General features: G+C 30.5%; 24 protein-coding genes and 1 tRNA gene. 13 read left to right on the forward strand and 12 right to left on the reverse strand.

Annotation, left to right across the window (positions count from 1 at the left end):
* Window positions 1–182: 182 nt before the first annotated feature.
* Window positions 183–935, forward strand: coding sequence for a hypothetical protein (locus ACVC08_RS02965; RefSeq protein ID WP_452600936.1), 753 nt, complete (start codon window positions 183–185; stop codon window positions 933–935).
* 180 nt (window positions 936–1,115) lie between these two features.
* Here ACVC08_RS02965 and ACVC08_RS02970 read toward each other — a convergent pair.
* Together ACVC08_RS02970 and ACVC08_RS02975 are read right to left on the reverse strand one after the other, a co-directional pair.
* Window positions 1,116–1,189: transfer RNA gene (locus tag ACVC08_RS02970), tRNA-Met, on the reverse strand.
* 242 nt (window positions 1,190–1,431) lie between these two features.
* Window positions 1,432–2,964 (reverse strand): C1q-like domain-containing protein, encoded by a 1,533-nt coding sequence (locus ACVC08_RS02975; protein ID WP_452600937.1) that lies wholly within the window; start codon window positions 2,962–2,964, stop codon window positions 1,432–1,434.
* Between the two features lie 532 nt (window positions 2,965–3,496).
* Here ACVC08_RS02975 and ACVC08_RS02980 point away from each other — a divergent pair.
* Window positions 3,497–3,883, forward strand: a complete 387-nt coding sequence (locus ACVC08_RS02980; RefSeq protein ID WP_452597978.1) for an START-like domain-containing protein — start codon at window positions 3,497–3,499, stop codon at window positions 3,881–3,883.
* Window positions 3,884–3,937: 54 nt separating this feature from the next.
* On the forward strand, window positions 3,938–4,780 hold the full coding sequence (locus ACVC08_RS02985) for an aminotransferase class IV (RefSeq protein WP_452597977.1): 843 nt from the start codon (window positions 3,938–3,940) through the stop codon (window positions 4,778–4,780).
* Here ACVC08_RS02985 and ACVC08_RS02990 read toward each other — a convergent pair.
* The 5 genes from ACVC08_RS02990 to ACVC08_RS03010 form a co-directional block, all read right to left on the reverse strand.
* The gene (locus ACVC08_RS02990) at window positions 4,777–5,337 is read right to left on the reverse strand and encodes a YqgE/AlgH family protein (protein WP_452598300.1); all 561 of its coding nucleotides are present in this window, start codon (window positions 5,335–5,337) and stop codon (window positions 4,777–4,779) included. The genes ACVC08_RS02985 and ACVC08_RS02990 overlap by 4 nt on opposite strands.
* Window positions 5,338–5,528: 191 nt before the next feature.
* Window positions 5,529–5,801: an HU family DNA-binding protein gene (locus ACVC08_RS02995; protein ID WP_452598299.1), complete on the reverse strand. Its 273-nt coding sequence runs from the start codon at window positions 5,799–5,801 to the stop codon at window positions 5,529–5,531.
* Between the two features lie 191 nt (window positions 5,802–5,992).
* Complete coding sequence (gene fmt / locus ACVC08_RS03000) at window positions 5,993–6,940, reverse strand: methionyl-tRNA formyltransferase (RefSeq protein WP_452600938.1); 948 nt, start codon at window positions 6,938–6,940, stop codon at window positions 5,993–5,995.
* 32 nt (window positions 6,941–6,972) lie between these two features.
* On the reverse strand, window positions 6,973–8,874 hold the full coding sequence (locus ACVC08_RS03005; protein WP_452600939.1) for a RecQ family ATP-dependent DNA helicase: 1,902 nt from the start codon (window positions 8,872–8,874) through the stop codon (window positions 6,973–6,975).
* Window positions 8,874–9,416 carry an AAA family ATPase gene (locus ACVC08_RS03010; RefSeq protein WP_452600940.1) on the reverse strand — a complete coding sequence of 181 codons (543 nt, stop codon included), beginning with the start codon at window positions 9,414–9,416 and terminating at the stop codon, window positions 8,874–8,876. Before ACVC08_RS03010 ends, ACVC08_RS03005 begins: the two co-directional genes overlap by 1 nt.
* 94 nt (window positions 9,417–9,510) lie before the next feature.
* Between ACVC08_RS03010 and ACVC08_RS03015 the strand changes: the two genes are divergently transcribed.
* The 3 genes from ACVC08_RS03015 to murA all read left to right on the forward strand — a co-directional run bounded on the left by ACVC08_RS03015 (window position 9,511) and on the right by murA (window position 11,920).
* Entirely contained in the window at window positions 9,511–9,804 is a 294-nt protein-coding gene (locus tag ACVC08_RS03015) for a DUF493 family protein (RefSeq protein WP_452598151.1), read from the forward strand.
* A gap of 143 nt (window positions 9,805–9,947) precedes the next feature.
* A complete protein-coding gene (locus ACVC08_RS03020; protein WP_452598152.1) occupies window positions 9,948–10,601 on the forward strand; it encodes a DUF4290 domain-containing protein in 654 nt (217 codons plus the stop codon).
* An 8-nt stretch (window positions 10,602–10,609) separates the two neighbouring features.
* Window positions 10,610–11,920 (forward strand): UDP-N-acetylglucosamine 1-carboxyvinyltransferase, encoded by a 1,311-nt coding sequence (murA, locus tag ACVC08_RS03025; RefSeq protein WP_452598153.1) that lies wholly within the window; start codon window positions 10,610–10,612, stop codon window positions 11,918–11,920.
* 68 nt (window positions 11,921–11,988) lie between these two features.
* Here the strand turns inward: murA and ACVC08_RS03030 are convergent, their stop codons facing one another.
* Window positions 11,989–13,731: an FG-GAP-like repeat-containing protein gene (locus ACVC08_RS03030; protein ID WP_452600941.1), complete on the reverse strand. Its 1,743-nt coding sequence runs from the start codon at window positions 13,729–13,731 to the stop codon at window positions 11,989–11,991.
* Window positions 13,732–13,864: 133 nt separating this feature from the next.
* Here ACVC08_RS03030 and aroQ point away from each other — a divergent pair, with 133 nt between their 5' ends.
* From aroQ to ACVC08_RS03050, 4 genes are all read left to right on the forward strand, one after another.
* Window positions 13,865–14,284 (forward strand): type II 3-dehydroquinate dehydratase, encoded by a 420-nt coding sequence (gene aroQ / locus ACVC08_RS03035; protein ID WP_452596617.1) that lies wholly within the window; start codon window positions 13,865–13,867, stop codon window positions 14,282–14,284.
* Window positions 14,285–14,294: 10 nt separating this feature from the next.
* Window positions 14,295–14,780, forward strand: a complete 486-nt coding sequence (locus ACVC08_RS03040; RefSeq protein ID WP_452600942.1) for an outer membrane beta-barrel protein — start codon at window positions 14,295–14,297, stop codon at window positions 14,778–14,780.
* 173 nt (window positions 14,781–14,953) lie between these two features.
* On the forward strand, window positions 14,954–15,463 hold the full coding sequence (locus ACVC08_RS03045; protein WP_452600943.1) for an outer membrane beta-barrel protein: 510 nt from the start codon (window positions 14,954–14,956) through the stop codon (window positions 15,461–15,463).
* On the forward strand, window positions 15,447–15,935 hold the full coding sequence (locus ACVC08_RS03050; protein ID WP_452600944.1) for a hypothetical protein: 489 nt from the start codon (window positions 15,447–15,449) through the stop codon (window positions 15,933–15,935). The genes ACVC08_RS03045 and ACVC08_RS03050 overlap by 17 nt, the downstream gene beginning before the upstream one ends.
* A gap of 56 nt (window positions 15,936–15,991) precedes the next feature.
* Here the strand turns inward: ACVC08_RS03050 and lpdA are convergent, their stop codons facing one another.
* Complete coding sequence (lpdA, locus tag ACVC08_RS03055) at window positions 15,992–17,368, reverse strand: dihydrolipoyl dehydrogenase (RefSeq protein WP_452596613.1); 1,377 nt, start codon at window positions 17,366–17,368, stop codon at window positions 15,992–15,994.
* 365 nt (window positions 17,369–17,733) lie between these two features.
* Here lpdA and ACVC08_RS03060 point away from each other — a divergent pair, with 365 nt between their 5' ends.
* A complete protein-coding gene (locus ACVC08_RS03060) occupies window positions 17,734–19,131 on the forward strand; it encodes a pentapeptide repeat-containing protein (RefSeq protein ID WP_452600945.1) in 1,398 nt (465 codons plus the stop codon).
* Between the two features lie 142 nt (window positions 19,132–19,273).
* Here ACVC08_RS03060 and ACVC08_RS03065 read toward each other — a convergent pair whose 3' ends face one another.
* The 3 genes from ACVC08_RS03065 to msrB (ACVC08_RS03075) are packed head-to-tail and all read right to left on the reverse strand — an operon-like array spanning window position 19,274 to window position 20,697.
* A complete protein-coding gene (locus tag ACVC08_RS03065) occupies window positions 19,274–19,825 on the reverse strand; it encodes a DUF1572 family protein (RefSeq protein WP_452600946.1) in 552 nt (183 codons plus the stop codon).
* Window positions 19,818–20,219, reverse strand: coding sequence for a peptide-methionine (R)-S-oxide reductase MsrB (gene msrB / locus ACVC08_RS03070; RefSeq protein WP_452599787.1), 402 nt, complete (start codon window positions 20,217–20,219; stop codon window positions 19,818–19,820). Before msrB (ACVC08_RS03070) ends, ACVC08_RS03065 begins: the two co-directional genes overlap by 8 nt.
* A complete protein-coding gene (msrB, locus tag ACVC08_RS03075) occupies window positions 20,212–20,697 on the reverse strand; it encodes a peptide-methionine (R)-S-oxide reductase MsrB (RefSeq protein ID WP_452599788.1) in 486 nt (161 codons plus the stop codon). The genes msrB (ACVC08_RS03070) and msrB (ACVC08_RS03075) overlap by 8 nt, the downstream gene beginning before the upstream one ends.
* Before the next feature lie 211 nt (window positions 20,698–20,908).
* Here msrB (ACVC08_RS03075) and ACVC08_RS03080 point away from each other — a divergent pair, with 211 nt between their 5' ends.
* Entirely contained in the window at window positions 20,909–21,739 is an 831-nt protein-coding gene (locus tag ACVC08_RS03080; RefSeq protein ID WP_452599789.1) for a M48 family metallopeptidase, read from the forward strand.
* 63 nt (window positions 21,740–21,802) lie between these two features.
* Entirely contained in the window at window positions 21,803–23,197 is a 1,395-nt protein-coding gene (locus tag ACVC08_RS03085) for an MFS transporter (protein WP_452600947.1), read from the forward strand.
* The last annotated feature ends 33 nt before the right edge of the window (window positions 23,198–23,230 follow it).

The following is a 23,230-nucleotide window of genomic DNA, read 5'->3' on the forward strand; positions in this document are numbered from 1 at the left end:
CTTTTGCATAACTAAGCTCTACAGCTTTATGTTTAAATTCTTTGGTGTAAAAATTTCGTGGTTTTGACATTGTTATTTTATTAAAGTTTATAAATATATAAACTCGCTTCTTACTGTCCTGTCAAATATAGCATGTCCAAATTTTTGAAATACTATTAGCTAAGACTCTACAAGAAGGATATATGTTTGTACATCCCGACTTTTTTAAGTACGTCTATGAAAAACATTTAAGTTCATTTAAAGACAACATTGAACTTATTAAAAATATTTATCTAAACTTAGATAAGAAAAGCAAGCATTTTGATTACGAATTAGAAGTTTTAAAATTAATTCTTAGTTATGATAGTACATTTATAACAGATTTACTTTTTTCTAATTTCAATGAACAAACTCGCATAAGTAAAAGAGACTTGTCAGAAAATGATTTTTCTAAATTATGGGATATGGATAATTACGAGATTATTTTTAAGCAGATCTTGGCTTACTTTATTTCTTACCCGATTATTTTTCTTCACACACCTTGTGAAGTTTCTAATGTATTTAAAGGAAATAGTCAAAAAGAAATTAAATTCTTGCAGAATGTACTAAATAAGGCCACAGATGAACGATTAATAAAACGAATATTCAATATTGTGGTTACTAAATATAATGATATGAGATTTAGTTTTTTAAAGATTATTCTAGCTAAAAATAATGATTTAGAATTCTTTAGAGAGCTAGATTTATATGTTCAAAGTACTGTTTATCATGGAGGCGAAATACCTAGAATACATTATAGAATAGAAGCATATAGGGAAACAAAGGATTTTATATTTAAACTTAATAATATTAGATACTTAGAACACATTAACTTATTAGAAAAAGCTATAACCAATTCTAGGGTAAGTATTGAGAATGCTAAAAAAAGAGATTTTATAGATAGATGGGGACTTTAATTTTCTAGCTACTGTGGAGGTGTAAATTTTAATTTGTTGTTCTTTATAAATACCCCCTTAACTTTATTAGTACGGTAACCTATGTTTTACGCATTTGTTTAAAAATAGAAATGTTTTATATATGTTTTACATAAAAATAAAAGGGACTTACATGTTTATGTATGTCCCTGTGTTTATTTGTAGCGAGAACGAGATTTGAACTCGTGACCTCCGGGTTATGAATCCGACGCTCTAACCAACTGAGCTACCTCGCCGTTTGCGGGTGCAAATCTAGTGTTTTTTAATAAATTGAACCAAATTATTTTCATTTTTTTTAATCATTTTTTTTGAAACTATAGACTTAATCATTTTTATAGTTCATACTCAATATGTTAATCATAAAATATAACTGGACTCTATTTAGTGTAAGTACTTTCAACAAGCTTTATAAATGAAAAAAAACCGAGTTAAACTTAACTCGGTTTTTTATTAAATATATTAATATTAGGTTATCGTATTATTGTAATCTCTTTATAGTTATACTAGAACCTTCTGCAATTGTGTCGATAGTAATACCGTTATTATTATTTGTTAATCTTGATTTTACTGAAATAGTTTGATTAACACTTAAGTCTAATATAACTGTTTTTGTAGCGCTATCTTGTCCAAAATTTCTTCTATGATAAGTGTAAGAAGTTGTTCCAGGAACTGTAGATCCATTTAAATCTAAAACCGTTTCAACATTAGCTCTAGAGTTTACATTCGCAGTATGATCAAAAGAGACTGTATAAGTGATTTCGTAAAGCCCTTTTTGAGGAATTGTAATAACTCCATTAGTCATTGTAAAACCATTTAAGTTTATCCTAGTTGTATTAAATGCTATAGTACTAAATGATGTAGTTATAGGAGTAGAACCTGTAGCATCGTATGCATCAAAATATCTAAAACCTAAATATGCGCCTCCATCTGAACCAACGGTTATTCTATTATTACTATCATTACTAACTACATTTGCTGTTTGAGATCCATTTTCTTCATTAACATAAGTAATAACACCGCTTACGGTATTTTGAGAAAGATTAGTTATAATATTTGTTGCTGGGTCTCCCTGAGGTCCTTGAGGTCCAATAAGATTTGGAGTAGTAAAATTAGTTCCATCAGTATAATTAAAAGTAAGTGTTCCATCACCATTATCTGTAGAATTAGAAATACCAACTCCTTGAAGACCTTGTGGCCCTTGCGGTCCATCTGCTCCAGTAGCACCTTGAGGTCCTGTTAAGTCAGATGAGGTAAATGTTGTCGTATCTGTATATGTAATAGTAAAAGTTCCATCTCCATTGTCAATTGTAGAAGTAATGCCTTTGCCATCTGTTCCAGCAGGTCCTTGCGGTCCTTCAGGTCCAACTGCGCCATCTACACCGTTTGTTCCGGCAGGTCCTTGTGGTCCTTGTACACCAGGGATTCCTTGTTCTCCTTGGAATCCTTGGTCTCCTTGATCTCCTTTAGGTCCAGCAGGTCCTTGCGGTCCTTCAGGTCCAACTGCGCCATCTACACCGTTTGCTCCGGCAGGTCCTTGTGGTCCTTGTACACCAGGGATTCCTTGTTCTCCTTGGAATCCTTGGTCTCCTTGATCTCCTTTAGGTCCAGCAGGTCCAACATTTCCTGAAGCAGCATACATAGCAAAAGGGACTGCTCTTAATTGTGATGCTCCTACTATATTATAATTAGTTCCTCCTGATTGATCTATTGCTATTTGAAGCCAGTAGTTATTGGTGCTCCAATCTATTAGAGAAAAATCACTGGAGGAGTTATTACCAGCACCAATGGCTATATCAAATGTACCATATGTATTTGTTGTTGGTGTATGATTTTCTGTATATATAACTGTGCCTGATGGTCCAGATTGTAATATAGAAATTTCAACACCTAAATTTTGATTAATAATTAGTTCTCCAGAATTATCTCTGGCAATAGCTTGATAGTTAAATGTTTGTGCAATAGCACTTGTGGCGAGGAGCAAAAATGCTACTATGAAAAGTAGTTTTTTCATTTGATTGTAGTATTAAGTTAGGTTAAGGAATTTTGAGAGTTTAATTTTAGTTTATAAACATTAATCTTTGTTAAGTTTTACATAAAGCATAAAACATTTGACTTGTTTTTTTTGTGATAATGCTTTTTTTGAAAGAAATTAAACTAAACTTGTAGTTGGGTTTTTTCATAATTTGGGAGTAAGTTTTAGTTGACTAGGGGATCAAATTTTTAAAAGATATTTCCTTAAAAATATACCTATAGAATTAAACAATATTATTACTATTAATGCTAAGCTTTGAATTTAGATGAAATGCATTTTTAATCGATAAAATGCATTTTATGTAATAAAGTTTCAAATTAATACGATAAAATGCAATTTTGCTAGTTTAAATGATGTATGATTAAAAATTAAAAAGGTTTTAAATTAAAAATTATTGCCTATATATTTAGCAGAATAAGCATTAGTTTTTTGTTTTTTTTTAAGATTGTGGTAATAATTTTTTTTACCAAAAATTAATGTATATATTGAACAAAATAATTATTAAGAATAGATAATGGAAAAAATTAAATATGAATTAGAGTTTCCTATTCATGCTTCGCCACAATTAATATATCAATATATATCTACGCCTTCAGGGTTATCAGAATGGTTTGCTGATAATGTAAACTCCAGAGGAGAATTATTTAAATTTATATGGGATGGAACAGAAGAGCAGGCTAAACTTTTAACTAAAAAAAGTGGAGAACGAGTGAAATTTAGATGGTTATCTGATGAGGATGAGCCTTATTATTTTGAAATGAGGATACAAGTAGATGAAATTACTAAAGATGTATCTATAATGATTGTGGATTATGCGGAGGAAGACGAAGTAGATGAAGCTAAGATGTTATGGGAAAATCAAATATCAGATTTAAAACAAGTATTAGGTTCTACATAATACCAAAGAAAGAATTTAAGTTTATATTTGTCCCGAAGAAATTCGGGATTTTTTATGATAAATTTTAATGGAACTTTACAGAGTGAAACAAATACTATTAGTATTAATAATAGAGGGTATACTTATGGAGATGCTTTGTTTGAAACTCTAAAAGTATCTTATGGTAAACTACTATTTTGGGAGGATCATTATTTTAGATTAATGGCTTCTATGCGTATTATGAGAATGGATATTCCTATGTCTTTTACCATGGAATTTTTAGAAGCGGAAATTATTAAATTACTTTCTGAGAGTAATATGATGAAGACTTCTGCCAGAGTAAAGTTGATGGTTCACCGTAACTCAGGAGGTTTATATTTGCCTACAGATAATACTGTAGGTTTTATTATTTCTGTAAAAACTATTGATAATGATTTTTATTTATTGAATGAAAATAATTATGAGGTTGATTTGTATAAGGACTTTTATGTTTCCCCAAGTTTATTGTCTACTTTAAAAACGAACAATAAAGCAATTAACGTTACTGGTAGTATTTATGCCAAAGAAAATATGTTAGATAACTGTTTATTATTGAATACTAATAAGCATGTTGTTGAAGCTTTAAACGGAAATTTATTTTTAGTTAAAGATAATATTGTAAAGACACCTCCTTTGGAAGATGGTTGTTTAAAGGGAATAATGCGTAAACAATTAATAGAAATTATTGGTTTAATACCAGAATTATCTATTGAAGAATCTTCTATATCGCCTTTTGAACTGCAAAAAGTTGATGAAATATTTATTACAAATGTAATTACAGGGATACAATCTGTAACAAAATACAGAAAGAAAACATATAGTAATGAAGTAGCTAAGCAATTACTTCAAAAATTGAATGTAAAGGTTAGATTAGGTTAATTATAATTAGGGTTTTCTGGAGCGTTAGACCAAATACTGTAATCGCCACCAAGTTCAATCATTTTTTCTTTCCAGAAAAATTCATAATCTTTTTCTATAATTGCATTTTTATGAACATTTTTGGTTACTACCCAGGCATTAGATTTTAACTCATTTTCAAGTTGATTAATTTCCCATCCTGAGTATCCTAAAAAGAACTTAATATCCTTTTCACTTATTTTACCTTCAGATATTAAGTTTACCACTTCAGAAAAATCTCCCCCCCAAAAAATGCCTAATGATATTTCTATACTATTTGGTATTAAGTTTGGGACTCTATGAATAAAATATAAATTATCTTGTTCAACAGGACCTCCATTATAAACTTTGTATGGTGCATCAATTTCTGGAATTAACTCCTTAATAGTATATTCTAAAGGTTTATTAAGTATAAAACCTATAGAGCCTTCTTCTGTATGGTCTGTTAATAGTACAATAGAACGATTAAATGATAAATCTCCTATTATTGATGGTTCTGCTATTAACAAATCTCCTTTTCTTGGTTTTGTTAAAATCATTTTAAGTGAGTTTTGTAATTAAATGTAACCTTTATTTATGTAATATACAATATTTTGTAAGGTAATAGTGTCCTTTTTAGAACAGAATAAAAGAATGTATGTTGTTTTTATATTAAAATTCGATGAATTATTTCTGTAATAAAAAAGCCTTCTTAATAGAAGGCTTTTTGTAAATTATTATGATGTAAAAATTAGTTTACAGCATTTGCTAAATCAGACCCTGCTTTAAACTTAACAACGTTTTTAGCTTTGATTTTGATCGTCTTTCCAGTTTGTGGATTTCTTCCATCTCTAGCAGCTCTTTTAGATACCGACCAAGATCCGAATCCTACTAATGAAACTCTGTTACCTTTTTGTAAAGCACCTTCAATTTCAATTAACGCACATTCTAAAGCTTTTTTTGCAGCTGCTTTAGTAATTCCTGCGTGTTCTGCCATTGCATCGATTAAATCTGTTTTGTTCATAATTTAAATTTTAATTATTAATAAAAAGTTGGTTAAACATAATTGTTAAATCCTTTACAAATTTATACGGATTATGCTACTATGCAAGTAATAGCAAGGGAAATACCTGTATTTGTTAATAACTTTGTTTATTTGTTAATAAAGAAAGTCGTTTTTTTCATTTTTTTGGTATCATCAATAATAATAAGGCTTTAGAGCATTTTAGCATCGTTTTTAAATTCATAACCGTTTAAGAGTGATTTTATGTCCATTGTTCGCTTTCCTGGCATTTTTATATCTATAATTTTTATAAAACCATTTTGCACTGCTACTTTAACTTCTTTTTTAGTAGCTATAATACTTCCAATTTCTAAATTATGAGTTTCTATTTCTTTTTCTACTGTATATATTTTAATGTCTAAAACATCATTATTATTTTTTAAGCTAGACCAAGCGGCAGGGTAGGGGCTTAATCCTCTTACTTTATTGTAAATACTATCTATTGTACTATTCCAATTTATTTTACAATTGTCTTTATTTAATTTGTAAGCAGTTTTAATAGTTGCATTTTCTGGTTGTGGAGTCGTTTTTACTGTATTATTTTGAATTAGTTCTACTGTCTTTAGTACTAATTTACTACCAACAGTCATTAACTTATCGTGTAAACTACCAGCATTTTCTGTAGCTTCAATGTAAATCTCTTTTTGAAGTATCATTGCTCCAGTATCTATTTTCTCGTCTATAAAAAATGTAGATACTCCTGTTTTAGTTTCCCCATTAATAATAGCCCAATTTATAGGAGCAGCACCGCGATAATTTGGTAATAAAGATGCATGTAAATTAAATGTACCATATTCAGGCATTTGCCAAACTACTTTTGGTAGCATTCTAAACGCAACTACTATTTGTAAATTTGCATTTAATGCTTTTAGTTCTTTTAAAAAATGGTCATCTTTTAGGTTCTTGGGCTGTAAAATATTTAGACCTTTTTCTTTGGCGTAAACTTTTACTGCAGATTCATTTAATTTTCTCCCTCTTCCTGAGGGTTTATCTGGAGCAGTAATTACTCCAACTACATTATATTTATTTGTTATTAGTGTGTTTAAAGTTGCTACAGCAAAATCTGGAGTCCCCATAAATACAATTCTTAAATTTCTCATAGGTATGTATTTTTAACTACTATAAAGTGCGTTTAGGTATGTGCTAATTTATAGGTGTTTGTTATTGTTATTGTAATGATATTATGTTCTAGTAATTCTTTTAGTGTATTTTTTATTTGTTCTTCGGTAAATGAAGAGCTTTCAAATAATTCTCTAGAGGATAAATGTTTTTCTTCTAGTGCTTCAAGAATATAGTTTTTAACAGATTTGTTTTTTTGTGTTTTCTTTTTACTCTTTTTTATACATACCGAACAAATGCCACAATCTTTAGTGTTTTTTTCTTGAAAATAAGTAAGAAGCTGTACGCTTTTGCATATAGTATTGTTGCTAACATAACTTAAAACAGATTCTACTTGTTTTTTGCGTAGATTGTTTTGCTGTTTTATAATAGTTGCTATTCTATTTATAGTTTTATTATCTTCTCTTGGCTCTATGTATGTAATTTGGGCATCGGTTTTTGAGCGTTTTAAACTAATAATTTCTGCTTTTTCTAATTGGGCTAAAACATTTATAACTACTGCTTCTTTTACAGATGCTTTTTCTGCTATAAGCACTGTGTTTATTTTAGTTTCTTGTTCAAAAATACCTCCATAAGTTCTTAGTATGGATTTTACTATAATATTTATTTCTGCATGAGTTTCTAAATACCTAAATAAAGATGCATTACTAACTATAAATTGAACTTGTGTTCTATTGTTAAATTGTTTAGACAGAGTAATTATACTTGTTCTGTCTAATAATAATAGGGCATTGTATGCTAATATGGGGTTAAAATTGTAAGTTTTACAAAAAAGATTGAAATTAAAATCGAAGGTTTGGTCTATGCCTTCTCCATAAGAGATTTGAAAATAGCTACTTAATTTTCTGTAGATTATTTTTATAAAGTCTACACTGGGTAATACTTTTAAAAATTGATTTGTTATTAACTGTTCGTCGTTTTTAGTTTTTAGGATAACTGCAAAAGCTTTTTTTCCGTTTCTTCCGGCTCTTCCTGCTTCTTGGAAATAACTTTCTATACTTTCTGGTAAATTTACATGGATTACTGTCTTTACATCTGGTTTATCAATTCCCATACCAAAAGCATTTGTAGCTACCATTACTTGTTTTTGGTTATGCATCCAAAGTTCTAAATTTTTATCCTTTTCTGCATTAGATAATCCACCATGATAATATGTCGCTGTAAAATTTTTTCTTTCTAGAAATTGACTAATATCTAATGTTGCCTTTCTATTCCTTACGTATATAATAGACGATTGCGGGTTTTTCTTTAAAATGGCTTCTATTCTATAAAGTTTATCTTCTTCTTCAAAAACCATGTAAGCTAAATTAGACCTAGAAAACGATTGTTTAAATATTTTTGGTTTTATAAAGTCTAACTCTTTAATAATATCATCTACAACTTCTGGCGTGGCACTAGCAGTTAAAGCTATAACGTTAACTGTTGGTTGTAACTCTCTAAGTAGCGTAATATTTTTATAGGCGGGTCTAAAATCATTTCCCCATTGCGAGATACAATGCGCTTCGTCTACAGCAATTAAATTTACATTCATTTGTCTAATGCGTTCTTTTACAATGTCTTGCTGAAGTCGTTCTGGAGATAAATATAAAAATTTGTAATTACCATATATACAGTTATCCAATAAGGTGTCTAATTGAGAGTACGAGATTCCACTAGTTAAAGCCATTGCTTTTATACCTTTATCTTGTAAGGCTTGAACTTGGTTTTTCATTAAGGCAATTAGTGGAGAAATAACAATACAAATACCTGGTTTGTGTAGTGCCGGAATTTGAAAGCAGAGCGATTTTCCCCCACCAGTTGGTAAAAGGGCAAAAGTATCGTCCCCATTTATAACAGCATCAATAATATCTTCTTGAAGCGGTTTAAAAGCGGTGAAATTCCAATAATGCTCTAATATTTGTATTGGGTGTTGCACTACAATGCTTTTACTACATTTATAATATGATCTGCCCTAGTTTCAATAGATCCAAAAGGTACATCTCTTAATTCGTAATTATACTTTTTATAAGTTTTTAATAAATGTTCATGTATCTCTACAGCTTGTTCAAAGTTTTCATAGCGTTCATTATCGCTAGTAAAAATTTCTTGCCATGGCCCTAAAATAAAGACATAATCGTATTTATATTCTTTACATGGTTTTACAAAGGTATCTGGGTAAGTATCTCCAATATAATCCATGTAAGCTACAATGTCTGGAATACCGCGATCTAAAAATACAAATTCGCTATTATTTTTATTGGCATCTATAAATTGTTGTTGTCTACTTTTTAATAATAGCTCACTAAACAATAATGGTTTAGTTAAAAATAATTGTTCAATACCATCTTTACGCGCCTCTAAAGTAATTTGCCTTGATACTTCTTCAAAACAGGTATAACCTCTTTTAATTAATTCGTTGATTATAGAGGATTTTCCTGTTCCTGGACCTCCAGTTATTACTATTTTTTTTGTATTCAATTTTAGGAAAGATTTTAGAGTGTAAAAATCGGAATTTAAATGCTATAAAAAAAATACAAAGTAAATAGTATATTTGCAGTCTATTTTAAAGTACATGAGCAAGCAACAAGATTCTAAAGCATTTTATGATAAGTTAAGAACGCAATTACAAGAAACTGCGTCTTGGCCTTCGGAATATTTATATAAATTTATAGTATTGTCTACTCCTAGTAAGGTGAAAAATGTAGAGTTAATATTCGATTCTATGGGAGCAGTAATTAATACAAAGCAGTCTAGTAATGGAAAGTATACTAGTATTTCTATAAATGTAAAGATGAAAAACCCAGATGCGGTAATTGCTAAATATCTAGAAGTTGCAGAAAAAATTGAAGGTGTTATATCTCTTTAATTTTCTTTTTGATTAGAATAAAGTAAAAACTTATAGTTTCTTATTTAATAATAAGAGTTTAACGGGAACTGTAAACATTTTTTTGTATTTTGCGCTTGCATAGATACTTCAATGCAATAGTTATTAATTCTACACATTTTATTTTGATATACGATATAGAGTACAACACAGAGCGAGAGCATTTAATTATACCTGAATATGGGAGACATGTTCAAAAAATGGTGAATTTTGCTAAAACTCGAGAAACAAAAGAAGAACGCAATAAAGTTGCTAAAGCGATTATAGCGGTAATGGGAAATTTACAGCCTCATTTACGTGATGTTCCAGATTTTCAACATAAGCTTTGGGATCAATTATTTATAATGTCTAATTTTGAATTAGATGCAGACTCGCCTTACGGAAAACCTTCTAAAGAGGCTTTAGAAGAACGCCCAGAAGAGTTAAAGTATCCTCAGAATTTCCCAAAATATCGTTTCTATGGAAATAATATTAAAACCATGATAGATGTTGCTATAACATGGGAAGAAGGGGAGTTAAAAGAAGCTTTAACATATACTATTGCTAACCATATGAAAAAGTGTTTCCTTAATTGGAATAAGGATACTGTTGAAGATGCTGTTATTTTTGATCATTTATATGAACTATCTGATGGAAAAATTAACTTAAAAGATTCTACAGAAACCCTTAGAGACGCTTCAAGCCTATTACGTAGTAACGCTAAGAAAAAGTATTCTAATAATAAAAAAGGACAGCATAAAAAAAGCAATAACTCCAATCGCAACAAAAAAAGATACTAGACTAGTACATGGGAACATTTAAAATTGAAGGTGGTCATAAATTAAAAGGAAATATCCAACCTCAAGGCGCAAAAAATGAAGCATTGCAGATATTGTGCGCAGTATTATTAACTCCAGAAGTTGTAACAATCAATAATATCCCAGATATTATTGATATTAATAAACTCATTATTCTTTTAGGAAACTTAGGAGTAAAAGTAAATAAGCTAGATAAAGGATCGTATGCTTTTCAAGCAGATGAAATAAATCTTAGTTACTTAGAATCTGAAAAATTTAAAGAAGAAGGTAGAGGCTTAAGGGGGTCTATTATGATTGTTGGACCTTTATTAGCTAGGTTTGGTAAAGGATACATACCAAAACCTGGAGGAGATAAAATTGGTCGTAGACGATTAGATACCCATTTTGAAGGATTTATAAACTTAGGCGCTAAATTTAGATATAATAGAGAAGACTATTTCTATGGTGTTGAAGCAGAACAATTAAAAGGTACAGATATGCTTTTAGATGAAGCATCTGTTACTGGAACTGCCAATATTGTAATGGCTGCTGTTTTAGCTAAAGGAACAACAACTATTTATAATGCAGCTTGCGAACCATATTTACAGCAGCTATGTAAGATGCTTAATAGAATGGGAGCTAAAATCTCTGGAGTAGGTTCAAATCTTTTAACTATTGAAGGTGTTGATAACTTAGCAGGTACAGAGCATAGAATGTTACCAGACATGATTGAAATTGGTAGCTGGATTGGTTTAGCTGCAATGACTAAAAGTGAGTTGACTATAAAAAATGTTAGTTGGGACGATTTAGGGCAAATACCTAATGTATTTGCTAAACTAGGAATTACTCTAGAAAAAAGAGGAGACGATATTTATATCCCAGAACATAACGAAGGGTATGAAATTCAAAACTACATAGATGGTTCTATACTAACAATAGCAGATGCGCCATGGCCAGGATTTACACCAGATTTATTAAGTATTGTGTTGGTTGTTGCTACACAAGCTAGAGGAGAGGTTTTGGTACACCAAAAAATGTTTGAAAGCCGTTTGTTCTTTGTAGATAAATTAATAGATATGGGAGCAAAAATTATTCTTTGCGATCCCCATAGAGCTACAGTAATGGGACATGATTTTAAATCGCAATTAAAGTCTACAACTATGGTTTCTCCAGATATTAGAGCTGGTATTTCTTTACTAATAGCAGCATTATCTGCAAAAGGAACATCAACTATTCATAATATAGAACAAATAGATAGAGGTTATGAGCATATTGTAGAACGATTACAAGCAATAGGAGCTAAAATTGAGAGATTAGCTTAATTTCTATTGTAATTAAAAAACTAAAAAAGCTTCAATAATTATTGAAGCTTTTTTAGTTTAAGTAAATTTTATTTTTTTATCAATTTGTAAACATATCTAGTATTCTCATCACTAATAATGTGAATGAAATAGATGCCATTATTTAAATAAGATAAATCTGCTTTAATAGCATTATTCTCTTTGGTAAATAATTGGTTAATTTGCTTTCCGGAAATATCGTATAATTCAGCAGACTTAGTATTTATTTCAGCATTACTTTTTATAATAACACTGTCTGTTGTTGGGTTAGGGTAGGTTACAAAATCTGCTGTATTAAATTCAGTAGTGTTTAACGTTGTCCCTTCAATGATTAGGTGAGATTGATTTATAGCAGGATTTAATAATTCATCAATATTGCCAGATGGCCATTTAACTACTATTTTTGTAATAGCAGTTTCTGTACCAAGTCCAAAATGAGTTAATAAAGAGTTCATCGTTCCGTAACTTTCTCCAGAGCGTACTTCTCTTATCTGCATTAAGCCAGTTCCATAATGTAATTCTATTCTAGCTCCAATACCATTTCTATTGCTAGGGCCACCTTGTAACCTAACTTTGCTCCAGTTATAGTTATTACCGTCACCATTATTTAAAAATAAAATGTCTGGGTTAGAGGATGGACTATTATAACCAGAAGCAAAACCAGCAATAACATCTATTAATCCATCATTATTTAAATCTCCAGTAGCTCCACTTTGTATAACTAGACCTCCAGTTGGAAATGGGTTGGCAATGGCAGTAAATGTTTTATTACCATTGTTTTTAAACAAATAATGGTTTGAGCTGCCTGTTGTTACCGTAACAAACATATCTATATAGGTGTCGTTATCGAAATCTTCCATCATAACCTGAATACTAGTCCCTAAATTTGTTAATTCGGTTACAATACCAGAACTAGCAGTAATATCAGTAAATGTTCCATCTCCATTATTCTCATATAAAGTACTTATAATATCGTGGTTAAGAACAAAACAGTCTAAATCTCCATCATTATCAATGTCTTCAAAATTAGCAGCCCAAGATTGCGCTAAAGGCCTTAAGCCTGCAGCTTCTGCTACATCTGTATAGTTTCCATTACCATCGTTTTGAAGTAAAAGATTAAGACGCCTACCATCCATAGTATTCGTTACTCCTAATCTGCATTTTGAAATGTATAAATCTTGATCTCCATCATTATCATAGTCTGTCCAGATACTTCCATAGTTACCTGAATTGTCTGAAGGTACTGTTGATGCAGTGTTAATTAACGATAAATCGTAGGTAAGAGTCCCAGTATTTGTGTTTTTATATGGAGAAGAAATGCCATCATCATGACAAGCAAAAATATCTATCATACCATTATTATCTATGTCTGCAAAGTTTAAATTTTGCACAAAAATGCTAGCTCCACCTAAAGCGTTAGAGGTGTAAGATGTTCCATTATTATTAGCGGTAATGAGTTTTAACCCATTATAAGAGCCACCAGTAAAAATATCATTATAACCATTGTGGTCTACATCTGCTATACATATACCCCAAGAATTACCACCTATAGCTCCAAAATTATAGCGTGTAAATGTTCCACTAGCTGTTTGGTATTCAATTTCTAGACTATTAGCGTTAGATAATCTAATGATGTCATCTAAACCATCAGCATTCATATCGCTTACACCAATAGCAACACCGCTAGTAAGAGAGGAATTAACTAAAGATGCATTAGCATTTGTAAATGTAATTTGGGAGTAACTCAATAAGGAGGACAATAAAAAAGCGAAAAAAAGAAGTTTTTTGTTCATAATATAAGTTAGTTTGGTGGTAATAAATATTTTTTTAAAACGGGTAGCTTATTGTAGGGATAGGTATTACTTCTGTTTTTTTTGAATACTAAAAGATACGATTTTTAAATGATAACTTTCGTATTTTTGTTATATGCAAAAACTAATTATAATAAACGGGCCAAATTTAAATTTATTAGGTAAGCGTGAACCAAACATTTATGGAAACTTATCGTTTACAGAGTTTTTAGATACTGTAAAAGAAAAATATCCTAATGTAAGTTTAGATTATTTTCAATCTAATATAGAAGGCGAATTAATAGATAAGTTACAAGAGGTTGGTTTTAGTTATGATGGTATTATACTAAATGCTGCGGCTTATACACATACTTCTGTAGGTATTGGTGATGTAGTTAAGGCTATTGAAACCCCTGTGATAGAGGTACATATCTCTAATACTTTTGGTAGGGAAGAGTTTAGGCACCAATCGTACATATCTACAAATGCAAAAGGTGTGATTCTTGGCTTCGGTCTACAGAGTTACGAATTAGCAATCCAGAGTTTTCTTAATTAAAATGATGAAGATGAGGAACGTAGTTTTTATAACCTTGTTATTGTTTAGTTTTAGTAGTACTGTATTTGCGCAAACTAATGCGGACAGCTATGGAGTAAAAGGTGGTTTAAATCTAACGTTTTTTAAAGTTGTAGAAGGTGGTTTTGGTACTAACCCAGAAGTTGCTACAGGCTTTTATGCAGGTGTTTTTGCAGATTTTAATATTGAAAGCAATTTTAATATTCAACCAGAATTACTGTACATAGGTCTAAATGATTTTAAGTTTTTAAACGCTCCTATATATTTAAAATATAACGTGGATAATAATTTTAATGTACTAGTAGGGCCAAGTTTTAATTACTTTTTCGATTTTTTTTCAAATAAACTAAAAATAAGAGCAGATATTAGTACTGCTTATAACATAACTTCCTCTATAGATGTGCATTTAAAATACACTATAGGGTTTCAAGAGATTACTCCTAACGGTTTATTTATAGGACTAGGATTTAGATTATAAAACTAGTTTGCCATATAAATACACTTATTATTTATGAAATTATTATCATAATTTTTTAATACTTTTTAATTTTAATTAACGTCCCCTTTCATTTTGTTTGTGATTTACTTGTGATTTTTTAACATTATAAGCCGATAGATTTGTGCTATTAATCATATAAAACACAAACTAATATGAAAAACAACATCATTACTCTTTTAGTATTACTTATGGCATTTATCTCTAATGCTCAAGAAGACAAAACACAAGAAAAAGAAAAAGTAACCTTTGGCGTTACTGCTGGTTTTTCTAATATGGCTTTGCAATATAACAGCGGCCAAGTTAGTAAAAACGGTTTTTTTGGAGGTGTAAATGTAGACTTCCTATTATCTAATAAATTACATATTCAACCCTCTTTATTATATGCAAAAGGAGACCGATCTAGTTTTTTAAAAGCACCTGTAATGCTTAAATATTATGTTGCAAAATCTGTAAATGTGCAATTAGGTCCCGAAGTTATTTTGGGATTAGATAGAACCTTTAATAAAGCTGCGGGTTTAAACTTAGGAGCAGGTTTAGGGTACGACCTTGGTAAACGATTTTTTATTGAAGGGCGGTATAGCTATGAGTTAACAGACAGAACGTATAATTTAAGCACTTTAAAATATAATAATCTAACGATTGGTTTTGGGTATAAATTTTAAAATAAAAAACAATTGGCTATATATTGTATGCTATTTTACCAGCATTTATCTATTTGGTCAAGAAAAAAGAGAAGTAGAATCCTCAATTTTAACAGATAATACTCCAAGTATCTATTCTAATTACTTTTTAGAATTTAAAATTAATGACAACTGGAACTTAAAATTGGAGAAACATACCTATAGTTTTAAAAAACATACGTTATATGAATTTCCATTATTATTTAAATATAAATTTAAAGACAAAGTAAGCCTATTGTTAGGACCAAAATTAGACTTACTAAAAAATAATACTAGCGGGCGGTATACAGATGTATATTTATATAGTAGTTTAGGTGTAGAAAAAGAAGTTTTAAAAAATATATCAATACAAGGACTTTATAATTATAGAGTAAAAGGAGAATCTCCACCATCAGAGTTTTATTCTTCGGGCTCTAGAAATTCTGTTAAAGTTACAAGTAAGATAAAGTTCTAATAAAAAAAGACGATTCTTAATGGAATCGTCTTTTTAATTTATAGATAAAACTTATTTTATAAGTGTATTACTTCATCATAAGCATCTGCTACAGCTTCCATAACCGCTTCACTCATTGTTGGGTGAGGGTGGACAGCTTTTAATACTTCATGCCCTGTAGTTTCTAATTTACGACCTAAAACAGCTTCAGCAATCATATCTGTAACACCAGCACCAATCATGTGGCAACCTAGCCATTCGCCATACTTAGCATCAAAAATTACTTTTACAAAACCATCTTTAGTTCCAGCTGCACTTGCTTTACCAGAAGCAGAGAATGGAAATTTACCAACTTTAATATCTAAACCTTGCTCTTTAGCTTGTTTTTCAGTTAAACCAACACTAGCAATTTCTGGAGAACAATATGTACAACCAGGAATGTTTCCGTAGTCTAAAGCTTCAACATGTTGTCCAGCAATTTTTTCTACGCATAAAATACCTTCAGCAGAAGCAACGTGAGCTAAAGCCTGCCCAGGGGTAACATCACCAATAGCATAATAACCAGGGATATTTGTTTGGTAGTAATCGTTAACTAATATTTTATCTCTATCTACAGCAATACCAACATCTTCAAGACCAATACCTTCTATATTTGTTTTAATACCTACAGCAGATAATACTAAATCGGCTTCTAAAACCTCTTCACCTTTTTTAGTTTTTACCGTAGCTTTTACACCATCTCCAGAAGTATCAACACTAGTTACTTCGGCAGAAGTCATAATTTTAATACCACTTTTCTTAAACGATTTTTCTAATTGTTTAGAAACATCAGCATCCTCAACAGGCACTATACTTGGTAAATACTCTACAATAGTAACATCAGTACCCATAGAGTTATAGAAGTAAGCGAACTCTACACCAATAGCTCCAGAACCAACCACAATCATTTTTTTAGGTTGTTTCTTTAAAGTCATAGCCTGTCTATATCCTATTACTTTTTCACCATCTTGTGGTAAACTAGGTAGTTCTCGAGAACGAGCCCCCGTAGCAATTACAATATGGTCTGCACTATACTCAGTACCATCTACTTCTACTTTTTTTCCAGTTTTTAATTTTCCAAAACCATTAATAACATCAATTTTGTTCTTTTTCATTAAAAACTGAACACCTTTGCTCATGCCTTCTGCAACATTTCTACTACGGTTTACCACCGCATCAAAATCTTTGTCATACTCTTTAACAGATAAGCCATAATCATTAGCATGTTTTAAGTATTCAAATACCTGAGCAGATTTTAAAAGCGCCTTTGTTGGAATACATCCCCAGTTAAGGCAAACCCCACCAAGACTTTCTTTTTCTATAACTGCAGTTTTAAAACCTAATTGAGAGGCTCTAATAGCTGTAACGTAGCCACCAGGACCACTACCAAGTACAATAATATCGTATTTACTCATCGTAATTTTTTTAGTCGTTTTTAACAAGCTACGAATTTACAAAACATAGCTGTAATAATAAATTGAAGTTTCATTTTTATTTAGGCGTGCCCTAAAGGTCAGGCTATCACTACTCGCTCTCTGCGAGGAGCTCATACATACCGTTCTATCCCTCACGCAGAAATCTCTAATAATATTGTTAAAATTTACTTAGCAATTGTTAAAGCTCATAGGATGCGACTTAGTGAACTTATTTAAAAGAGGTTTTGCAATAGAATGTGGTTTAAGTGTCTGATAGTAAGTGTTTTATTTTTAAAATTTTATATTGAACATGAATTAATTATTGTAAAAAAAGCATAGTTTTAAATAAACAAACATCGCTTTTAATGGAAAATGAATACAAAAAAATAACTCAAGAAGAGTTAGATCTAATAATTAAAAAACATGAATTATGGCTAACCTTCATAGAAAATGGATTATATAAAAGCCTTTCTGAAGAAGCAGAAAGAGCTAATCTTTCAGGCTATATTTTTGAAAATATAAATTTTAAAAAAAGAAAATTAGACAAAGCTATAATAAGAGGATCTTCTTTTAATAATGTAAGTGCTAGGGAATCTAGTTTTATAAATGTAGACTTTTCTGGATCTAAATTCGACAAATCATTTTTTCAATTAGCTAATTTTGATCATTCCATTTTTACTAAATGTACTTTTTTGGACATAGATTTTATAGGGTCATCATTTAAAAAAGCCAATTTCAATAATACTTTTATAGATTTCTCAGATTTTCCTGACACTAAATTTGATTATTCAAGTTTTATAGATGCTTCTATCAATCTTTGTAATTTCACAAGAGCCAATTTTAGACATAGTAATCTATTTAATGTATCCTTAAATGTAACAAATTTTAATTATGCAATATTTAGGTTTGCTAATTTAAGGCATGCAAAAATAGATAATTGTCGATTTAATGAAGCTGATTTTTCAGAAGCGGATTTAAGAGAAGTTTCTTATGATGAAATATCAAATATTGATACTATATCTAATAATAAAAAAAAGGATATAATTCTTGATTCTCAATATAAAATAGATGAAATAAACCTTGAATTTAAAGAAAAGTCTGAAGAATTAAAATCGAAAGATAAAGATGATCCTGCATATAAAAAACTCAAATTAAAATTTGAAGAATTAGAAAAAGCTAAGGGCGCAAAAGAAAAAGAATTAAATCTAATAATTAAGAAAGAAAAAGAAGCTAAAGAGAAAACAGAAAAACAAATTACAGCAGCAGTAAATGAATTAAGAAGACCAAATGATTATATAAGCTCACAATTTAATATACAAATCGCTTTAGCCGCATTACATTTTATATTTTTTATACTAACAATTGTATTTTTAAGAAGTTATATAGATACTCAATATGTTGAATTTAAAAATGCTCTAACCAAAGAAACGACCTTAGTTAATTTATTATTTTACGTTTCGCCAATCGCATTTTGTTTTTCTCTAATAGTCATATTTATTAACCAAATAAATAAAAGAGTTACAACTTCTATTCAATTAAATGAAAGCAAAAGAGAAATAGATTCTATAGAAGGTAGTTTAAAAGCACTACACGCATTAAGTATAAACAATGAAGATTCTAGAAAACAGATTTCTACAATCATGCATAAGATAATAGACAATACGATAAGTACTGCAAAAAAAGACAAGAAAGAAATTATTCAAAATGAGGAAATTGAAGCCCCCTTAGAAACACTCAAAAAAATAAAGGATCTACTTCCGTAAGTTTAATTTCAACAACATTATAAACCTCCCTAGTATAAGGTAGTTTTTTTATGTCCTATTTTAAAAATAGTAGTACTTCGAAATTAGCACCATATAAAACTGTATTTCTTTTAAAGAAGCTATTTAAACTATAGAATATATTTTACAGATCGTCTGTAAAATGTCTGCGTGTTTTCGCCTTACTAAACTTATCATTATTATAAGATGAAGATTGCCCTTTAGCTATAGATAACGATTGCCAATCTTCATTTTTTATAAGCGTACCTATATAAACTATTTGCCCAATATGATAGGAGTAATGTGCTAATTGTCTGTTAATAGCTTCGGTAACTGTATGGCCTTGATTACGTATGTATATTATACGTTCTAAATCTTTATAAGTTAAAGACTCTAGAGCATCAAATAAACAAGCCCAGCCTTTGTTCCAAGCGATTAGAACTTCTTCTTTAGAATTATAAGAATCTTCAAATTCTGAATCGCGATGACGCCATTCTTTTTCACCATCTTCGGTTAAAAAGTTAGTCCAACGCGATAACATATTACCTACAATATGTTTTGTAATTATGGTAATAGAATTAGCATAGCTATTGGGTTTGTATTGTAATTCTATAAAAGTTAATTGGTTAAACGTTTTGTCGCCTAACGCTTTGTAGTATTCAAATTGCTTTAGTATGCTTGTTAAATAACTACTCATTAGCTTTATCGAAGTTAATACTCACAGAATTTACACAATAACGTGTACCAGTTTCAGTAGGCCCATCGTTAAATACATGACCTAAATGACCTCCACAATTAGAACAAACAATTTCTGTACGAATCATACCGTGTGTTTTGTCTAAAACGTAGTTTACAGTGCCTTTTATAGAGTCGTCAAAACTTGGCCAACCACAATGGGCATCAAATTTACTAGAACTTTCAAATAATTGCTGATTGCATCCAGCGCATTTGTAAGTGCCTTCTTCAAAATGAAGATTGTACTTACCAGTATGCGGTCTTTCAGTTCCTTTTTCTCTTAAAACTCTATACTCTTCCTCAGTGAGCTGTTCTTTCCACTCCTTTTCAGATTTTTCTATATTATAATTACTCATCTTCTTTTGGTATAAATTTTAAAGCAGCACCATTTATACAATGTCTTTTGCCTGTAGTATTTCTTGGGCCATCATTAAATACATGACCTAAATGCCCGCCGCATGTTGCACAATGTTCTTCGGTACGTGCATGCCCTATTTTATAATCTGTAGAGTAAGCTACATTGCCCTTTATCTCTCTATCAAAACTTGGCCAACCTGTACCAGAATCGAATTTGTGATCACTTTTAAAAAGAGGTGTTTGGCAACCTGCACACACATAAGTACCCTCTTTGTAATTTTTATTTAATGGACTACTATTTGGTCTCTCTGTTCCAGCCTCTCTAAGTACATAATATGCTTTTTGAGACAATTCTTTTTTCCACTCTTCTTTGGTTTTTGTTACTTTATAAACAGTTTCTTTTTTAGTGTCTTCTTGAGAATTGCTTTTGCAGTTAAATAAAAGTATTGCTAATGCTAATAATGCTAATTTTTTCATATGTAGTAAAGTTATTTTAAATAATTATAATAATAACCATTGAGTCGATAAATCATATAAATGATAACATTATTATTACTTATTTTTAGGTGTTTCATAGAAGAAATGTGTTATTGAACGGTTTTAGTGTTAATATTTTAATTTGTAATGGCATCATTGTTGTTTAACTTTTTGTAAATTTATAATTCATAAAAAAAATCATCTTATTATAATGAAATTTAAATCAAGTATAATTACGGTATTAACTCTTGTAATGTTCTTATCGTGTGCAACAAATCCTTTTACAGGAAAGAAAACATTAGCTTTTGTACCTAATTCTCAATTATTCCCAACTTCTTTTGCTCAATACAATCAGTTTTTAGGAGAAAATAAAGTTGTTAAGGGTACGGCAGATGCAGAAATGATAACTAGAGTAGGGCAGCGAATTGCTGTTGCAGCAGAGCGTTGGTTGAATGCAAATGGATATCAAGGATATTTAAAAGACTATAAATGGGAGTACAATTTAGTAAACGACGAAACAATTAACGCTTGGTGTATGCCAGGTGGTAAAATTGTGTTTTATACTGGGATTTTACCAGTTGCAGAAAACGAAGCTGCCATTGCTGCTATTATGGGACATGAGGTTGCACATGCTTTAGCAAACCATGGACAACAACGTATGAGTGCTGGTTTAGCACAACAACTTGGGGCTGTAGCTGGAAATATTGCTATTAAAGACCCAAAAAAAGCAGCAATATTTAATCAAGCTTATGGTGTAGGAACTCAAGTAGGAGGTATGTTACCATTTAGTAGAAGCCATGAAACAGAAGCCGATAAAATAGGATTATATTTAACAGCTATTGCTGGTTATAACCCAGATGAAGCTGCTAACCTATGGAGAAGAATGGGAAAAGCTAGTGGAGGACAAGCACCACCAGAATTTTTAAGTACACACCCAGCAACACAAACACGTATAGAAAACTTAACAGCTTTAGCACCAGCAGCTAAAGCAGAAGCAAAAAAGTTTGGAGTTCAATCTTTTAGACCTATAAATAAATTTTAATACGTAGTTAACAAATAAATACTTATTTTCGAGGCCACTCCATTAACGAGTGGCTTTTTTATTATGGCTAAACTAGAAAAAGGAAGTAGAAAACTATTGAATGCTTGGGCATTTTACGATTGGGCAAATTCTGTATATACACTAACAATTACATCCTCTATATTCCCCATTTTTTATTCGGCACTATTTTTAACTCGTGCTCATGCATCAGACGAGAAAATAGTTAATGCTTTTGGAATGGAATTTAAAAGCACGGCACTTATAACATTTGTTACCGCTTTTACATTTTTAGTGGTAGCTTTTACCTCGCCATTATTATCTGGTATTGCAGATTATGTTGGGAATAAAAAGAACTTTATGAAGTTTTTCTGTTATCTAGGAGGGCTTGGTTGTATAGGCTTGTATTTCTTTGGTATAGAATCTGATGAAATATACTATAGTTTATTATTCTATTTTATGGGATTAATAGGGTATTGGGGGAGTTTAGTTTTTTATAATTCCTACTTACCAGATATTGCTTATCCAGAACAACAAGATAGCATTAGTGCTAAAGGGTTTTCTATGGGATACATTGGTAGTGTTATTTTATTAATTATCAATTTAGCAATGGTGATGTTTCCAGATGTTTTTGGGTTTGATATAAGTGTTTCACAATCTATATTAGATAATGGTACAACAGTTGAAATAGAAAAAGCTTTAAAAGAAGCAAAAGATTTCGCTTCTATTAAAGCTATGCGTTATTCATTTATTACTGTAGGACTTTGGTGGATAGGTTTTAGTCAATATTCTTTTTATATACTACCTAAAGGCGTATCTACTGGCCATAAAGTAACAAAGGATGTTGTTTTTAATGGTTTTAAGGAGTTAAAACTGGTTTGGAATGAGCTATTATTAAACTTAAGATTAAAACGCTATTTACTAGCCTTTTTTGTGTTTAGTATGGCAGTACAAACCATTATGTTGGTCGCTGTTTATTTTGGAGAGGAAGAAATAGCTTGGGCTAGTTCTAGTGAAAAAACTACAGGGTTAATTATTAGTATTTTAGTTATACAAGTGGTTGCTATATTAGGAGCTTTTTTAACGTCTAAAAGTTCATCGAAATTTGGAAACATTAAAACATTAATAGTTATAAATGCGATATGGATGGGGCTTTGTTTTTGGGGTTATTTTGTAGAAACGCCTATAGAGTTTTATGCTACTGCGGGTGTTGTTGGTTTAGTTATGGGGGGCATTCAATCCTTGGCGAGGTCTACCTATTCTAAATTTTTGCCAGCTACAGAAGATACCACATCTTACTTTAGCTTTTTTGATGTTGCTGAAAAGATAGGAATAGTTATAGGTATGGTTATTTTTGGGTCTATAGACCAAATAACTGGGAGCATGCGTAATGCCTTTTTGTGTTTATTTGTGTTCTTTTTAGTTGGTATAATTTTACTTTTTAGAGTGCCTAAGAAATAATTGTATTTTATTATTATCTACTTCCGTATATTT

Source organism: Pontimicrobium sp. MEBiC06410, from assembly GCF_053601615.1.

Excerpts from the sequence above, each read along its gene's own strand:
- ACVC08_RS03015 (WP_452598151.1), top strand. The coding sequence starts at position 9,511 with ATGAGCAAGCAACAAGATTCTAAAGCATTTTATGATAAGTTAAGAACG.
- ACVC08_RS02965 (WP_452600936.1), top strand. The coding sequence starts at position 183 with ATGTTTGTACATCCCGACTTTTTTAAGTACGTCTATGAAAAACATTTA.
- ACVC08_RS02990 (WP_452598300.1), bottom strand. The coding sequence starts at position 5,337 with ATGATTTTAACAAAACCAAGAAAAGGAGATTTGTTAATAGCAGAACCA.
- ACVC08_RS02995 (WP_452598299.1), bottom strand. The coding sequence starts at position 5,801 with ATGAACAAAACAGATTTAATCGATGCAATGGCAGAACACGCAGGAATT.
- ACVC08_RS03045 (WP_452600943.1), top strand. The coding sequence starts at position 14,954 with ATGAAAAACAACATCATTACTCTTTTAGTATTACTTATGGCATTTATC.
- msrB (WP_452599788.1), bottom strand. The coding sequence starts at position 20,697 with ATGAAAAAATTAGCATTATTAGCATTAGCAATACTTTTATTTAACTGC.
- ACVC08_RS03080 (WP_452599789.1), top strand. The coding sequence starts at position 20,909 with ATGAAATTTAAATCAAGTATAATTACGGTATTAACTCTTGTAATGTTC.
- ACVC08_RS02975 (WP_452600937.1), bottom strand. The coding sequence starts at position 2,964 with ATGAAAAAACTACTTTTCATAGTAGCATTTTTGCTCCTCGCCACAAGT.
- ACVC08_RS02985 (WP_452597977.1), top strand. The coding sequence starts at position 3,938 with ATGATAAATTTTAATGGAACTTTACAGAGTGAAACAAATACTATTAGT.
- murA (WP_452598153.1), top strand. The coding sequence starts at position 10,610 with ATGGGAACATTTAAAATTGAAGGTGGTCATAAATTAAAAGGAAATATC.
- aroQ (WP_452596617.1), top strand. The coding sequence starts at position 13,865 with ATGCAAAAACTAATTATAATAAACGGGCCAAATTTAAATTTATTAGGT.
- ACVC08_RS03060 (WP_452600945.1), top strand. The coding sequence starts at position 17,734 with ATGGAAAATGAATACAAAAAAATAACTCAAGAAGAGTTAGATCTAATA.
- ACVC08_RS03040 (WP_452600942.1), top strand. The coding sequence starts at position 14,295 with ATGAGGAACGTAGTTTTTATAACCTTGTTATTGTTTAGTTTTAGTAGT.
- ACVC08_RS03030 (WP_452600941.1), bottom strand. The coding sequence starts at position 13,731 with ATGAACAAAAAACTTCTTTTTTTCGCTTTTTTATTGTCCTCCTTATTG.
- ACVC08_RS03065 (WP_452600946.1), bottom strand. The coding sequence starts at position 19,825 with ATGAGTAGTTATTTAACAAGCATACTAAAGCAATTTGAATACTACAAA.
- lpdA (WP_452596613.1), bottom strand. The coding sequence starts at position 17,368 with ATGAGTAAATACGATATTATTGTACTTGGTAGTGGTCCTGGTGGCTAC.
- msrB (WP_452599787.1), bottom strand. The coding sequence starts at position 20,219 with ATGAGTAATTATAATATAGAAAAATCTGAAAAGGAGTGGAAAGAACAG.
- ACVC08_RS03085 (WP_452600947.1), top strand. The coding sequence starts at position 21,803 with ATGGCTAAACTAGAAAAAGGAAGTAGAAAACTATTGAATGCTTGGGCA.
- fmt (WP_452600938.1), bottom strand. The coding sequence starts at position 6,940 with ATGAGAAATTTAAGAATTGTATTTATGGGGACTCCAGATTTTGCTGTA.